We start from the raw sequence: 13,503 nt of genomic DNA, 5'->3' as shown, positions 1-13,503 counted from the left end.
TTTATCTTTGTGTGAATTGTTGCGCCGCAGTACCGGCAATCTGTCCTCCAATGGGACCAGCCACAAGAGTTCCGCCAACCTGAGCCGCCGTCTTCACGGCAGACCCAAGTACACCCCACTTGGCAGCCTTCCTCGTCTGCTTCGCCTCCCATCGTTTAAGATTGGCTTGGTAATTGATCACCTGAGCCTCTTGTACAGCCTTACCCGCCGCATCATTGATGGCCACCTCCGCCTGCTGAGCGATAGAGAGACTCTGCTTGCCGCCTGATCCATCCGCAGTCATCCCGCGTGCGCCAAGAGCCGCATTAGCCTGACTAACAGCCTCCGCCTGGTTAAGTCGTCCACGACGACCATTGATGCCGCTATCAATCAGCGTCTGCCGTGCCGACTGATCCAGACTGGCCGCATTCTGATCAAGCACTCGTGCCTGACCCATGGCAGACTGATAGCCCATAATCCCCTCTAGTGCTGACGATCCGACCGACAGAACGCCAGCCGTGTTCCCAATCGCATTCAGGGTTCCCTTGTCGGTAATACCTCCTAACCCGAAGTTTTCTTTACTGAAGCTCATAGTTTGATTCCGTATAGTTCAAATTTGCCATTACCCGAAACGCGGATGCCCGCCCGGTGCGAGTAATCCCACTTCGGCATACCCCAGTACGCAGTCCAGCCGTCCATCTCCGAAGCGTCGATACCAGGAGCGTACCAATCCACGCCGTCATTACTGACCGTCACCACATTGTCGCCATCCCTCTTCACATAAGCCATCAGCTTGCTATCCTGCTTCTTGGCGCCCATGGACTGTACGAATTCGAGATCATTCGTGATCATTTCAGACGTATAGTCAGAGACACCATCCACAAAAGGATTGTCCGGCTTGATCGCCTCCAGCCTCCATGAACCGCTACGCTCGACGAGCATCCAGACCTCATCGGCCAAACCATCCGCCCGCGGCAGGATAGCAATGCTCTTGATGGAGCCGTCTGTATCGACTCTCCCCCATGCCTTGACCTGCTGAAGCATGTTATACGTCAAACAAGCACACGTCCCATCAGCCAGCAAACACCACAGGACAGGGTAAGGGCTGCGCTGGTACGCCACCTCAACAACACCCGCCTGCAGGATATGATCCGCCAGCAAAGTAAGATCCTCGGCCATGTAGCCGTCAGCCTCTAAACTATACGCATACTGCCTGACGTGCCGCTTGTCCCTCTGCACATACACAAGGCCGTTTTCAATACCTGCAGCATCAACATCAGCCGCAGAACCAACATGGCTTTGAACCGAAAAGAAAGACCCCTCGGCATCAATAATCCCCTTGTCACCCGTCAACGTCCATTCCGCGTCAGTCGTCCCAACAGCAAGCCCTCGCTGAGGAGAAATCCAGCAAATCATGTTCTGGCCACTGGCGGCCATCGTGAAGCGAAGAGAGGCATCAGCCCCATCCTCGTCAGCGTCAAAATTGTAGTAGTCACCAACCGCGCTCGCCCAAACAGTCTGCGGCTGCTTGGCCGTACCGCCAAACCAGATGCGGTCCTGGTGGAAGCCAATGGCGCGGGGGTAACCGTTCTTGTGGCCGAATGCCTCCAAAGACCAGTCATGAGTTTCCCACGAGCCGGAAAGCCCGATGTAATTAGAGACGACGAACCCGGCAAATCCAGGCCTCTTTGAAGTGATTTTGCAGTATTGCTTTAAGTCGAAGCCGTCCACGTCAAGTTGTGGATTTCCCACATTGTTCCCGCTCGACCAGCAAATCACAAGGCCAATCAAGCATAGATCATCCTCCAGGCCGGAAAGCGAATAATTACGCATATTTCCATCTGAGGATTCCATGTATTTCATCGTTTCCCAATCCCAATCGAAATACCCATTGAGAACCCCGGCACCCTCTTTTTGCCGGACGATATACCAGCCTGCTTTCCACTCGCCCGCCGTTGTTACAGACCATGCGGTTTTGCAAGGCAAAGGCTGTTTTCCGGTGACAAACGCCCCCCAGCGGAAATAATTACCATACGATCCCGGATCATTAGACTCTCCCTTATAACTCGGATCCCAGTCCTGGATGCATGTATAATAATTGATTGTCGATCCGCTGCTGTACTGGACAGACATGCCTCTCAAAACAATCTGGTTAAGAGGAGTTGAGCTGGACTGGTCATAAGGCTTGGGATGAATCAGAGACGTCCCCGGAAGCCTGCGTGTAACTCGGACAATGTCGCCAACCAGGACGTCATCCACGCCAGACCACGACAATTCCCCATTGATAGCCTTCATGAGGTCGTCTTGATAGAGAGACGTTTCCTCCGGGATATTATCCCAAGCAATTTTCTCAAGCTGCCAGTTGCTATCCGCATACCGCGTCAGCATATAAGGCGGCATGTCGGGACTCACCAGGTACACTACGTCATTGATCTGCTGATACCGGATCCGGCGCAAGGCGGCCTGACTCCAACCGCTGAACAGACTGGTAGCCGTCGTGTTGGCTAATGAGCCATTCTTGAACACCCGTACATGAGTGTTAGACAATTCAATGATTGCCGTATCGCCCGAATTGTACACAAACGGAATAATCCTGCTGCCGGACTTCGCATCGGCCATGTGCTTCAGGCCGCGGCGACGCTGAAGACCTCCCATCTGATCAATATCGAAATTGACGAGAGATGAACACGCCTGATGGAACTTGTCAAAGTCTGCACGAAGAACAGCCGAAGGGGAAATCTCCCCGTAAAAAGCATTGCGAATCATATCGACCAGTTCCCCCTCCTATTCCTCAAAGACCTGTTCCGGATCCCTCTTTCGGGGTGTTGGTCGTTACTCCACGATTGCACCATCTCAGCATGAAGGGCAGCCGGAAGAGCAACAGAATGATACTCCTGCCTGAGAGCCTGAGTGAGGTTGAAGTCACCCGTCACACCCGGCGCAATCTTGGCAGCCAGCAGACACACAAGAGCATCGATAAACAAAGGCGCATGATCCGGCAGCTCATCCAAATCACGCGTCAAATACGTAATCCTCAACCGCTCCGGCCCGTCTCCCTCTACGACCAACTCACGCCCCAGAAGCTCCCAATGCGGCTCACGACACTCCAAAAGACGAATACAATCATCCGGCAAAGCGTAATGCGTGCCAGTCTCCCGCGGACACCCGCAAAGCATCTCCACACGGGTTGCGAAACTCCACCGCCCGGCACAGAGCAATTCATTCAGTGCGCCGGCATATTCCCGCACGCAATGCGACCCCTGCGGCGATCCCTCCGCATACCTTGCTGCACCCACGCGACCCAGGGCCAAATTATACACGTCTTCCTTTTTCATAAGCCTGTAAAAGAAAACTGGGGACGGAGCCTCTCAACCCCGCCCCCAGGAACATACAACAATAATACCAACAGAGAATTATCGAACCGAGTAGGCAATCAGCACATTCGTGACCGCGCCAGCCGTAGGCGTCGTAGCAGCCGTCACCGTAGCCGTCACCCAGTACCCGCCGTCATGCTTCACAGGAGCCTTAACACCCCCGGTAAACGCCACGTCGTGAGCAGCCTTGATATCCAACGCCGTCGAGTAGGCGTCATCGTCAACACCGTCGCCGATTTTGACACTCAGGGCGGCACCCAGAGCGGCACCCTGCACGCGGCAGAGATGCGGCAGGACAACAGCATTACCGGGCAGATAGACCAGCTTGATCGTATCATTCACGGCTTCCGTGCCCTTCATCTCGACAACAGCCGTAGCCATGCAGACCACAGGAGACACATCCGTACTGTTCGCCGTCAGCGGCCCCGTACAGGTCATGCTCTGGTTCTGCAACTTCGCGACCTTTGAAAAATGTTCAGCCATTTTATTAATTCCTTTCTATTCGTTTGAGTTATGCGCCTTCCTTGCAAAGAACCTTCACAAAGCCTTCTTCTTGCAAGCGAGTAGCCCCGCAAGCAAACTTCGCGCGAATCTGAAGAGCTTCGTCCATGTCGTCACGGATGGAAAGCTTGACCTTGAAATCACTCCAGAAGCCGAATTGAGCCTTACTCTTCACCCACGCAAGGCAGGTGCGTACTCCGTTCACAAGCGGAAGACGCTGTGTACGGAGGAACTCAATACCCATGAAGCTACTAACCTTGCCATCCACAAGAGCCTTGACGCTATTATAGTCATAGCTGCTGACTTCGGTTTCGCGCAACAGACTCATGATCTGTGAACTCGTCACAGCCATCACAAGCTTGTCGCCGTAGTTCTCCGAATCCTGTCCCCAGGCTTCATTCTCCTGGAACTTCTGCACAATGGCACGAAGCTTGGCAACAGTGAGATTGGAATCCTTGGCAGTTCCGGTTTCAACATAGTTGCCTGGAACAGTTTGAGACTCCGGGATTTCAACAGGAGTAACCCCTTCTTCTCCGACATAGTTGGTGCCGAGGAAGGAAGCAATCATCACGTCGTCCATGCGGCGTCCGGCAGCAGAACGAAGCCCCTCGATCGTCTTGGAAACAGGAACGTCCAGGGAGCCGAGTTGATTACCGTCGAATTCATCATAGCCAATGGCCTTGGTGAAGACGCGCGGACGCATGGAACGGCGCATGGTGGGAGCCTCGTCGAGGACAGTCTTGCCCATGCGTTCAGTTTTTTCATCGAAGTCGAGAAGCCCGAACTGATCGAAGAAAACAACCTTGCCGTCAAGCCCACGCTCGACAGTCGTGTATTTTTCAAGTCTGGAAGTCTGCTGCTGAAGAAGACCTCCCCACTTGCCGGTATATTTTACCTGATAATGGTCTGGAATTTGTAACATAATATTTTACCTTTCGCTGTGTCTGTATTTTGCGGAATCCGGTTAAAATAAAAACAACACCTTTGTCCGTTATTGCGTGAAGCCCTGAATACCCATCAAACGATCATACTGGCTATTGGCGTAAGCATGGTTTGGATGACTGTAATTCATATAGGCTTCATGAAGCGGATGTGTCGGATCGGATTCAATCCGTCTTGCTTCCTCCATGCCGCTTCGGAACTGTTCATTGCCAAGACCCTTCATGGCACCTTCTCCGAGCAATTCCGAAACCTTGTAGAACACCTTCACCAGAGCGGCATTGTCATCAATCCCGCGCTGGGAAAGAACGGAAGGATCCACGCCCGCCATCTGGCAAAGCTTCTTGGCCGCCACGGCAGCACTGTCGCAATGAGCCTTGAAATCCTGTCCCCACTCGGACTGAAGATCCTTGAACTGCTTGCCCACATCCTGCTGATAAGACTGCTCGGCAGCCGCATCAGCCATAGCCTGGGCGGCCGTGAAATCCTTCACCAGACCAGCCATGGCACCCGGCGCAATGCCGTAATCCACGCCAGCCTTCGCCAGCAAAGCCTTCATGGAATCATCCAAACCTTCCGGCGCGTCGAACTTGTACGCCTCCGGGGCATCCGGGATTCCCATTTGCTTGCGGAATTCGGACAGCTTCTGAGGATCACTCAGATAATCAGCCAAGGATTTACCCTCAGCCGGAGGGGTATCCGAAGAACCAGTATCAGCAGGCGGCTCACCACCAGCAGGAGGAGCATCATTGCCACCACTGAACAGCTTGGGAACCTCAGTAGCCCCATCACCACCAGCCGGAGGAGTTGCCGGAGGCGTGCCACCAGCCGGAGGAGGAGCAGCAGAGCCGCCACCTTCACCGCCGCCAGTAGGAGCTTCTTCACGGCAGAACATATTACCCATCAATAAGCGTCGTATCATCTTCTTCTATTTCTTTGTTTGTGTTATTCGCCAACAGTTCGATGTAGGCAAAAACTTCCTTGTACGCGTCCCTGCGCATGGCATCCAGAGGATCAAATGCTCCCCGGCTTCCTTGAAAAGCAGGCAAGTTAACCTCAAACTTCTTCGCCAGATCCTTCAGGACATACCGACCATCACTAGAGCCAAAAACGCGCCGATAGACACGCTTCTTCTGGACAAAATATCTTTCCAGCTTTCCTAGTTTGTCTTTGATGTTCATAAGTCAATTCCAGCTTCCTTTGCACGTGCTGCCGCATCAACGCCATCTCTGGCCGCCTTCGCCCCAGCACCCGCAGTTTCCATCTCTTGTTGCGCAGCGGCAGCCTGTGCTTGCTGCTGTTTCGCTGCCTGTACCTCTTCTTCATCATTCAAAAGATCCTCCGGCGCGTGATTCATTCGCCACTTCATTCTCGTCAACTTGTCCAGGTCGATATTCATCAGTACTCCCGGATCAAATTGAGCCAACCCGCCCACAAACTGCATCGCCTTGTCAATCCCGTCGCCCTGAAGGAGATCCAAAGCCAGAGCCATCTTGCCGCTGTAGGTCACAACCGGATCAAGTACTCTCCGCTCATCGCCGGGCAACACCTCAATAGCATCTTTGGGCGGGGCACCAAATTGATCAAATTCACCCGCACGCATTAGAATGGCGAACAAGCGTTCATGCCACGGGCGAAAATCGGACACCATCAGCGTAAACGCCGGAGCAAAAGAAAGCACCATCTCGCTTTGTCGAGCCACAACTTCCGTTGCCGTCATCTCTCGATCGACATTCGACACGATGCGGAACACATCCGCATAAAAAGCCTTTCGGATCTTCTCCTCCGTCTTCTCCAGGCGATCAGTTCCGATATCATACCGCGCTTGCGTTCCCAGTTCGCGCGGCATATTGAGCCTTGCCGCTTCTTCGGAAATAACAGTCATGCCGCCCGCCCGCATATCAACTTCACCCGACTGCTGAGCCAGGATAGCAAAACGCGGATTAGCGGACAATTCACCGAGAGTATCCAAGGTGTCGTCAAGAAACAACTCTCGACGGATATCCGGGAACGCGAACAAACCGGGAGGCAACCCATACGGACCGGATCCCCACTTCAGGAAGCGCGTCACCAGGAAGGGAAATTCATAGTACCCCGACTCCTCAATAACAATAGCATCCTCCACCGACACATAGATACTCTCAAACTTCCGATCCTTGCCAGCCACCTTGCCCGGCATCCACTTCTTTCTAGGTCGTACAAGATGAATGAACTCAAAGCAGACATCATACTTCTTCTTCTCGTCATTCAGAGCTTCACGGACTTTCTTCCCAAGATTGTCTTCACCCCATTCATCGGCAGCTTGCTTCGCGCTAAACCTGAACCGGCGTCCCAGAGTATCAATAGTCCCGGACGAATTCTCCGCCACCGCATAGGTCTTGCATGGAATGTATTTGAAAGAGATCGTCCTGGCCGTCTCACCTCCCATATACAAACAGCCAATGCCATAGAGGCACCTGTCAATATACATCTCGTGTGCCTCGGAATAGAAATTACTCCTACCCAGCACAGACCAGGTATGCTCAGAACATAGAGTGTACCACTTGTCAGACGCGTCAGACTTAACCAAGCCATTATACTTGAACCATACCTGGTTAAACGGCGTGATATGCGTCAGATGACCAGCGGCTAGAGTGTTAAGGGACTCGCAGGCCACCGAAGAGAACTCATAAATATCATCATCAGGAATCTGTGATTGCGTCTCATCCGTCCCGCGTCTGGGCATGATGCGCCGTCGCAACTTGTCCCAGATACCCTCCCACGGACGGCGGAGATCCTCCAGACCCTCCATCGACTTGATGACTTCCTTTGCACGCGGATCGTCCATTACCCAAGAGTCTTACGAAGTTGATTGCCATTGCCGTCAGTCGTGCCGCCGCCAGAAAGATAACTTGCTGCCGGCTTCTTGATTGTGGATGCCAGACCGCGCTTCTTCTTGAGTTTGTCCTGAAGATTATCTTTTGCATCCAACTTGGAATCACCGGCATCCGTAATCGGCGTTGGAGTAGGGGCGGGAGGTGGTGCGGATTGCTTGAAACTCATGAGCGAATCATGAGCGCCGACCGCAAAAATAAAAAATACACCTTTGTCCGTCCACCTTGTGCAACCTGCCATCACCCCTAAAACACCGCTGGAAAGTCACCCATCGGAACATCCTGGACAGCATCAAAACATCCGACACTCCCGACAAATCGCCAGCCGCATAATGAATGTGCCAGGCATCGCACTTGTCCACTGGGAACCCGTGTGCCGGATCCGTCACATAACGAAGAGGCGCACCCGAATCAACCGGGCGCGCCATCAAAACCATCTCAGGAGACCAGACGCATACCCCGGAACGCTCATGCAAATACCTGTCAACATCAGGATGCCGCCCCGAATCCGAGTAATACGCCAGTGTCTCCTCAATCGCGTTCATCATGGCGCATAGACTGCTCCGCCAGCAACAGCACGCAAGGCTCCAGCCCCAATCTTCGGACTCGACAGCGCAATTATGCCACCTGCATTGTTTCCATTAAGGGTGATTCCGGATCCGGACCCCTGATCCCCAGAAGAAACCGCCGCATAATCGGCATTCAGGACAAGCAGGGATTTCCCGTTTGTGGATTTCAGGGTGAAATCTTCCTGGTGACCGTTAAGCCAATAAGTCAACGCACCATTGGACACAGACATGCCATTACCCGGACGAGACACGCCCAATGTGGAATTTGTCGCAACTGGCACCGATATCTTGCCCGTGGTATCAACAGTCAAATTGTCGCCAATCTGCACAATGCCCGCCTTCGTCTTCGTCGCCTTGTCAGTCCACTTCACGCAGTTGTCCGCCACATTCGTATTCGTCGCATTAAGGGCGGTCTGTAACTCCGAATCCGCCGCCTGGAACTCACTACGAAGATTCGCCTCCGATGTTGTCATTTCGCCCCGAAGAGTCTGCGCCGTCTGAGAAACAAGTTCATTCGCCGATGATTGAAAATCGCCGTACTTGCTCAGAATCAATGCCGCCGCTTCCGCTGCCGTCTTGGCTGATGCGGCCGCCGCCGCTGCGGCATCCGCTGCCGCTTGATCAAACGTTGCCATTGTCTTCCTCCTTTTTATTGTTTCCTTGTGATTCTTCTTCCCGCCTGGCTCGCTCCAGCATCAACCGTTGCACTTCAAGCACCTGATCCTTGCCAATGCCGGGATTCCCCAATGTCATCATCCAGATTTTCCCATCTTTTTTGAACAGGCGATCAATATACTTTACGCGTTCATCACCCTCATGCTTGTAGGCAAACCCTCCCGTTCTCCCACCGAGACGGCCATCATATAAAATTTGGCAGTGGTAATTCAGCATGAGCGAACACGTATAGGCAAGGGAGCCAATAGTGACATCCTCATGCGCCCCCTGCAAAATCGCAGACGGAGACGGAAGCCACCTTCGAACAAATGACAGGACATCAGCGCGGATCAAATAAAAATACCCTCCGAAAAGGTAATCCGCAACCTGTGCGGCCATAAATCCAAACCCCGCGCCAACTGCCTTCTGGAGAAAATCACGGTCAATGAACAAACTGTCCGCATCCGTCTTGATGAGGACTTCATCCGTTTTCAGGTGCTTCGCATATACATCCAGCATCCCAATGATGCACCCCGGACCATTCAAATTTCCGTAACGCGGAAAATCCGACTGCTCATACAATACCCCCATTTCCTGCAACTCCCTGGCGCATTTCGGAGATATGGGGTTCTCCTTGTCGTCAATCAAATGAATCGGAGCACCCGGGAACACCCAGCGGATGTTCTCAATACGCCCGGGAAGCAACTTCGCGTCCCCCCGGTAACAAAAAACAAAAAAACGTGGCTTCATCATCATAAAAAATTAGATATCAAGAGGCGTTGCATACGGATTGATTGGAGTATCATTATAAAAAAGACCATTCGCAACCATCCTGATCTCTGAATTGTTATCAATTTCAAACACTCCCGATCCCATACTCAGAGACACATGATCCTGAGTCTGTACCTCAAAATCAAAAGACTCCACATGTACTTTCCTGCTCGAAAAACCAATCGTGATCGTGTCCGAATCAGAATCATATTTCAAAATATTATATCCGCTGTGGTCGGCAATACTCACATTCCCTCTGTAGTTCGAAAGATCAACGCTTCCGCTTCCTCCACCGCCAGAGGCATTCAGCGTATTACCCGAAAAACTCAAATTCGTGCCAATTCCGAGTGTACCACGTCTCCCGCCCAACTCAGTTACAGCATAATTCGCAATGTTGCCAGTTGTAATAATTTCACTCGGTAACTCAAGTTGACCGTACCATAATCCGGGTAGTCCGGGGTCTTCCTCCCAATTGAAAGCTCCGCTCAATAGCAAATCTCCATGATGCTCGTCGATGCTCGTTACAGCATGTTCGGCAATATTATCCGTCGTGATCACATTTTCCGGCACCGAACCACCGCTTCCGGCCTGGGCAACCGTGGCCGCATCCGTGGGAGCTGTGCCTGAAGCGACATTGAGAATTTTATGAGACCTCATGTCCAATCCTCCTGCGTACAGGACCGCAGTCCTATCGGTAAACGCCAAGACTGGATCAGGTGATACTCCTGTAGTAGTCATAGCTTTTGCTGACAATTGAGCTCCATTAACTTCCCCGTTATTCATCACTAACCAGCCATGGTAAACCCCATCTGCGGCTGTTGTCACTGCGCCTATTTGCACAGGCGTTCCTGTTGGTGTGTAGTAAATGCCGGAATTATTGATGATGCCATTATTGAATGTCGCCTGATGAGTCACGGTGAGATTGCCTCCTAGATTGATTCCGCCGCCTCCATAAATGTTCCATCTCCCATTAGCCCCATAATACAACGGGGACTGTCCTAAATTCTGGAAGTCCTGATAAGGAGCCAAGATCAAGCCGAATGATCCTGTTGTACCTAAAAAGCCCAACCCGTAAACAGAACTATTGTCGCTGTTTTTGATATTGATACCTGGGAACTGGTTAATGCCGGTGAAGATATTGTCTCCATCCAGCAAGGGGACATTCTTCAAAAGCCCCTGCATTTGAGCCAGAATACCCTCACAAGCCGTCTTGCTGTCCGCCGCCGCCTTCGCACTGTTAGCCGCATTTGTTTCCGACGTTTTAGCGTTTGATGCTGACGTTGCCGCCGCTTTTTTGGAACTGTCCGCCGCCGTCGCACTGTTATCTGCAGCCGTCGCGCTATTGGCCGCCTCCGTTGCTTTAGAGGCCGCAGTCGCCGCCGCATTTTGTGCCGCCTCCACCTGATCACCAACCCCGGCCACGCCAGCCACCAAATCAGCCGCAATCTCAGCCTGAGCAGCACTCACAACCGCACTATCAGCAGATGCCTGCGCCTGCTGATAGGCAAAATTCTTGAACAACTCACAATCCGCTCTACTGCTTGCCGCCGAAGTCGCCGCATCACTGGCCGTCTGAGCGTACTGTTGTGCATAGGTTGCCCAGTGAGAGGATGAATATTTAGCCGTCGCACCTGATCCAGTCACGGGTAAATCACGCGGGTTAATCGCCCATTTCTGAGCCAGTGATTCACTGTTTGCCGCATTCGTGGCCGATGTAGCAGCATTGTTTTTAGACTGTTCGGCGGCTTCCGCACTTGCCGCCGCATCGTTTGCCATGCCAGCCATTTCGTCCATCTTGTCCGACATGATGCCATCCACCTGAGACTTGACCTCCTGTCCGAGTTCATCCTTGGTGACGTATGACGGCGCAGGCACAGGTACACCCTCATCACCCTTAATGATGTCATTGGAGACAACCAGCTTCAACAGCTTGGTCTTGTACACGGTATCCTTGCCTGAAAATTCAAACTGGGCATCCAGCGTCACAGACTTCTCATCGCCAATCAGGTTCAGGAGGTTTGTTGTGTTGAGCTGCAGGACACCCTTGTAACAGCCGGATTCATCAAGAGTGAAAGTATCGCAGTACACCATAATCGGCTCACTACTCGAATATTTCCCGGCTTCTTTCGCGCCAAACTTGATAGCAAGCCCCGGATCATACACCTTGTCCCAGTTCGGGCCATGGAACCACACTTCAAGCTGGAGCTTCTCCCCGCGCTGAAGTTGCAGCCTGGATGGCTGTACATCCTCTAAATCATAGCATACGTCAATCTTCATCGTATCGTTTCGAGTTTTTGAATCCTCAGATCCATTGTACGTAAAATCTCCGTCTGTTGGGCTTGTACCTCAACCTGACGGCGTTGAAACTCCGAGAACTCACCGATCAAATTCTTGAAGTCCGAATAGACCCATGCGGCAAAAATAAATCCCACCACGGCGATCCCGTAGCGTTTAATGAGTTCCGAACCCCATGTTTTGAATGGTTCACACATGACAATAATCTTGAATGCCCAACGCGATTTGCTGGGCGATTGTGTTGGGTGCCGTGCGCATCATCTCCGCATCATCCGCATTGCTGATGAACCCGCATTCGACGAGCACCCAAACGGGTTTGGTTTTCTTCAGGACGGCGAGATTGTCACGCTTGACGGTCTCCTCTGCGCGTCCCGGAAGGATTTTGCAAAGCCTATCGGCGATGGATTTTGCCACTTTTTGACCGGATGCCGAGTAGTAACAGACGTGGGCACCATGTGCATTCGGATTGTCGGAGCAATCGCAATGGATGCTGATACCCAACTCATAACATCCCTCATTGGCGGCTTTGATTGTCTTATTCAGGTCGTCGGAATTCGAGAGTTCAGGAAAGTCGATGACATCCGTCTTATGCCCCATTTCTTCCAGCATCACAGCTAAGTGGGTGCCGATCTTTGTTGCCACAGCATGTTCTTCCATCCCGTTTCCACGTGATCCCGTTCCGTTCGCATGTCCTATATCAATCGCAATCTTCATGATCTTCTCCGATAAAATGTTTAGCATCAGGGACAACAGTAATTTCGCGCTCGCTTGGTGCTCTGAGTGTTATTGATTTACCTTTGGGGACAGACACGATATATCCAAAACCCTTGGCATCGACATCTATCGATCCTACTGGGTTATATTTGTCTTTTGCGGTAGAATAACCAAACACCATAGACGCAAACGCGACACAGATGTAAACCATCAACTCAGTGATTATTTTCATAAATTGAACTTGTAAGTATTCTTTTATAGTTGGATTGCCCCGGCCTGAACGCGTTTTTGTGCAGTCTGGCCGACCACACTACAGGCCGGGGCTTTCTCTCTCTTTTGCACTATTCCGAGAAAATCACTTGCCCTTTTGAACAATCACGGGGGGATCAATGATGCTTGGCGTCGGCTGGCTGAAACTGAAGAACCCCTTGCGAATCACCATGGCGGAACCATCTTTAGTGATAACAGTGGCGTCAGGTGTAACGTGTACATCATGCCCACACCCGGAAAGCCCCAGTGTTGCAAGCCCTCCGACAGCGGCGGCCGCAAGCCAGAGCAGGATCTTTTTCAAGCCCGATTCGCCAGCGGCTTTGTCTCCAAGGTAGTCTTTAATGTCACCCAGGGCATGCTTGCCGATGATCGGAAGTGCCTTTTGAGCAAGCACTTTGATTGCATTGCGTTGGGTGTCAGTAAGTTCATTCCAAGGCTTCCACGGCTTGTCAACAGCATTTTCATCGGCAAGGATGGCGTAAAACTCCTTGGCAATGGCCTCCGTATGATCGCATTTCGTTGTCATGCCCACATCATGGCCATATTTCTGGGAATAAAAAATAC

The 13,503-nt window shown here is 52.0% G+C and carries 17 protein-coding genes; all 17 read right to left on the bottom strand.

What is annotated here, in order from left to right; translation table 11 throughout:
* Position 1: 1 nt before the first annotated feature.
* Entirely contained in the window at positions 2 to 571 is a 570-nt protein-coding gene (locus QET40_RS06855; protein ID WP_280126436.1) for a hypothetical protein, read from the bottom strand.
* Positions 568 to 2,745, bottom strand: a complete 2,178-nt coding sequence (locus QET40_RS06850) for a hypothetical protein (RefSeq protein WP_280126435.1) — start codon at positions 2,743 to 2,745, stop codon at positions 568 to 570. Before QET40_RS06850 ends, QET40_RS06855 begins: the two co-directional genes overlap by 4 nt.
* Entirely contained in the window at positions 2,742 to 3,314 is a 573-nt protein-coding gene (locus tag QET40_RS06845; RefSeq protein WP_280126434.1) for a hypothetical protein, read from the bottom strand. The genes QET40_RS06850 and QET40_RS06845 overlap by 4 nt, the downstream gene beginning before the upstream one ends.
* 78 nt (positions 3,315 to 3,392) lie before the next feature.
* Complete coding sequence (locus QET40_RS06840) at positions 3,393 to 3,836, bottom strand: hypothetical protein (protein WP_280126433.1); 444 nt, start codon at positions 3,834 to 3,836, stop codon at positions 3,393 to 3,395.
* A gap of 28 nt (positions 3,837 to 3,864) precedes the next feature.
* The gene (locus QET40_RS06835) at positions 3,865 to 4,776 is read right to left on the bottom strand and encodes a phage capsid protein (RefSeq protein WP_280126432.1); all 912 of its coding nucleotides are present in this window, start codon (positions 4,774 to 4,776) and stop codon (positions 3,865 to 3,867) included.
* Positions 4,777 to 4,845: 69 nt separating this feature from the next.
* Positions 4,846 to 5,715 carry a hypothetical protein gene (locus QET40_RS06830; protein WP_280126431.1) on the bottom strand — a complete coding sequence of 290 codons (870 nt, stop codon included), beginning with the start codon at positions 5,713 to 5,715 and terminating at the stop codon, positions 4,846 to 4,848.
* Complete coding sequence (locus tag QET40_RS06825) at positions 5,690 to 5,974, bottom strand: hypothetical protein (protein WP_280126430.1); 285 nt, start codon at positions 5,972 to 5,974, stop codon at positions 5,690 to 5,692. Before QET40_RS06825 ends, QET40_RS06830 begins: the two co-directional genes overlap by 26 nt.
* Entirely contained in the window at positions 5,971 to 7,620 is a 1,650-nt protein-coding gene (locus QET40_RS06820; RefSeq protein WP_280126429.1) for a portal protein, read from the bottom strand. Before QET40_RS06820 ends, QET40_RS06825 begins: the two co-directional genes overlap by 4 nt.
* Positions 7,620 to 7,835, bottom strand: coding sequence for a hypothetical protein (locus QET40_RS06815; RefSeq protein ID WP_280126428.1), 216 nt, complete (start codon positions 7,833 to 7,835; stop codon positions 7,620 to 7,622). Before QET40_RS06815 ends, QET40_RS06820 begins: the two co-directional genes overlap by 1 nt.
* A gap of 7 nt (positions 7,836 to 7,842) precedes the next feature.
* Positions 7,843 to 8,214 carry a hypothetical protein gene (locus QET40_RS06810; protein WP_280126427.1) on the bottom strand — a complete coding sequence of 124 codons (372 nt, stop codon included), beginning with the start codon at positions 8,212 to 8,214 and terminating at the stop codon, positions 7,843 to 7,845.
* Positions 8,211 to 8,870: a hypothetical protein gene (locus QET40_RS06805; RefSeq protein WP_280126426.1), complete on the bottom strand. Its 660-nt coding sequence runs from the start codon at positions 8,868 to 8,870 to the stop codon at positions 8,211 to 8,213. Before QET40_RS06805 ends, QET40_RS06810 begins: the two co-directional genes overlap by 4 nt.
* A complete protein-coding gene (locus QET40_RS06800) occupies positions 8,857 to 9,645 on the bottom strand; it encodes a hypothetical protein (protein WP_280126425.1) in 789 nt (262 codons plus the stop codon). Before QET40_RS06800 ends, QET40_RS06805 begins: the two co-directional genes overlap by 14 nt.
* Before the next feature lie 6 nt (positions 9,646 to 9,651).
* Positions 9,652 to 11,937, bottom strand: a complete 2,286-nt coding sequence (locus tag QET40_RS06795; RefSeq protein WP_280126424.1) for a hypothetical protein — start codon at positions 11,935 to 11,937, stop codon at positions 9,652 to 9,654.
* Entirely contained in the window at positions 11,934 to 12,152 is a 219-nt protein-coding gene (locus tag QET40_RS06790) for a hypothetical protein (protein ID WP_280126423.1), read from the bottom strand. The genes QET40_RS06795 and QET40_RS06790 overlap by 4 nt, the downstream gene beginning before the upstream one ends.
* A complete protein-coding gene (locus tag QET40_RS06785) occupies positions 12,145 to 12,669 on the bottom strand; it encodes an N-acetylmuramoyl-L-alanine amidase (RefSeq protein WP_280126422.1) in 525 nt (174 codons plus the stop codon). Before QET40_RS06785 ends, QET40_RS06790 begins: the two co-directional genes overlap by 8 nt.
* Positions 12,653 to 12,901: a hypothetical protein gene (locus QET40_RS06780; RefSeq protein ID WP_280126421.1), complete on the bottom strand. Its 249-nt coding sequence runs from the start codon at positions 12,899 to 12,901 to the stop codon at positions 12,653 to 12,655. Before QET40_RS06780 ends, QET40_RS06785 begins: the two co-directional genes overlap by 17 nt.
* Before the next feature lie 123 nt (positions 12,902 to 13,024).
* Positions 13,025 to 13,465, bottom strand: a complete 441-nt coding sequence (locus QET40_RS06775) for a hypothetical protein (protein WP_280126420.1) — start codon at positions 13,463 to 13,465, stop codon at positions 13,025 to 13,027.
* Between the last annotated feature and the right edge of the window lie 38 nt (positions 13,466 to 13,503).

Source organism: Akkermansia sp. N21169, assembly GCF_029854675.1.
In the GTDB taxonomy this organism is placed as follows: domain Bacteria; phylum Verrucomicrobiota; class Verrucomicrobiia; order Verrucomicrobiales; family Akkermansiaceae; genus Akkermansia.
The sequence above is the reverse complement of the archived record's forward strand: the minus strand, read 5'-3'. Positions and strand labels throughout refer to the sequence as shown.

Coding starts and splice junctions, on each gene's coding strand:
- QET40_RS06855 (WP_280126436.1), bottom strand. CDS start 571: ATGAGCTTCAGTAAAGAAAACTTCGGGTTAGGAGGTATTACCGACAAG.
- QET40_RS06850 (WP_280126435.1), bottom strand. CDS start 2,745: ATGATTCGCAATGCTTTTTACGGGGAGATTTCCCCTTCGGCTGTTCTT.
- QET40_RS06845 (WP_280126434.1), bottom strand. CDS start 3,314: ATGAAAAAGGAAGACGTGTATAATTTGGCCCTGGGTCGCGTGGGTGCA.
- QET40_RS06840 (WP_280126433.1), bottom strand. CDS start 3,836: ATGGCTGAACATTTTTCAAAGGTCGCGAAGTTGCAGAACCAGAGCATG.
- QET40_RS06835 (WP_280126432.1), bottom strand. CDS start 4,776: ATGTTACAAATTCCAGACCATTATCAGGTAAAATATACCGGCAAGTGG.
- QET40_RS06830 (WP_280126431.1), bottom strand. CDS start 5,715: ATGATACGACGCTTATTGATGGGTAATATGTTCTGCCGTGAAGAAGCT.
- QET40_RS06825 (WP_280126430.1), bottom strand. CDS start 5,974: ATGAACATCAAAGACAAACTAGGAAAGCTGGAAAGATATTTTGTCCAG.
- QET40_RS06820 (WP_280126429.1), bottom strand. CDS start 7,620: ATGGACGATCCGCGTGCAAAGGAAGTCATCAAGTCGATGGAGGGTCTG.
- QET40_RS06815 (WP_280126428.1), bottom strand. CDS start 7,835: ATGAGTTTCAAGCAATCCGCACCACCTCCCGCCCCTACTCCAACGCCG.
- QET40_RS06810 (WP_280126427.1), bottom strand. CDS start 8,214: ATGATGAACGCGATTGAGGAGACACTGGCGTATTACTCGGATTCGGGG.
- QET40_RS06805 (WP_280126426.1), bottom strand. CDS start 8,870: ATGGCAACGTTTGATCAAGCGGCAGCGGATGCCGCAGCGGCGGCGGCC.
- QET40_RS06800 (WP_280126425.1), bottom strand. CDS start 9,645: ATGATGATGAAGCCACGTTTTTTTGTTTTTTGTTACCGGGGGGACGCG.
- QET40_RS06795 (WP_280126424.1), bottom strand. CDS start 11,937: ATGAAGATTGACGTATGCTATGATTTAGAGGATGTACAGCCATCCAGG.
- QET40_RS06790 (WP_280126423.1), bottom strand. CDS start 12,152: ATGTGTGAACCATTCAAAACATGGGGTTCGGAACTCATTAAACGCTAC.
- QET40_RS06785 (WP_280126422.1), bottom strand. CDS start 12,669: ATGAAGATTGCGATTGATATAGGACATGCGAACGGAACGGGATCACGT.
- QET40_RS06780 (WP_280126421.1), bottom strand. CDS start 12,901: ATGAAAATAATCACTGAGTTGATGGTTTACATCTGTGTCGCGTTTGCG.
- QET40_RS06775 (WP_280126420.1), bottom strand. CDS start 13,465: ATGACAACGAAATGCGATCATACGGAGGCCATTGCCAAGGAGTTTTAC.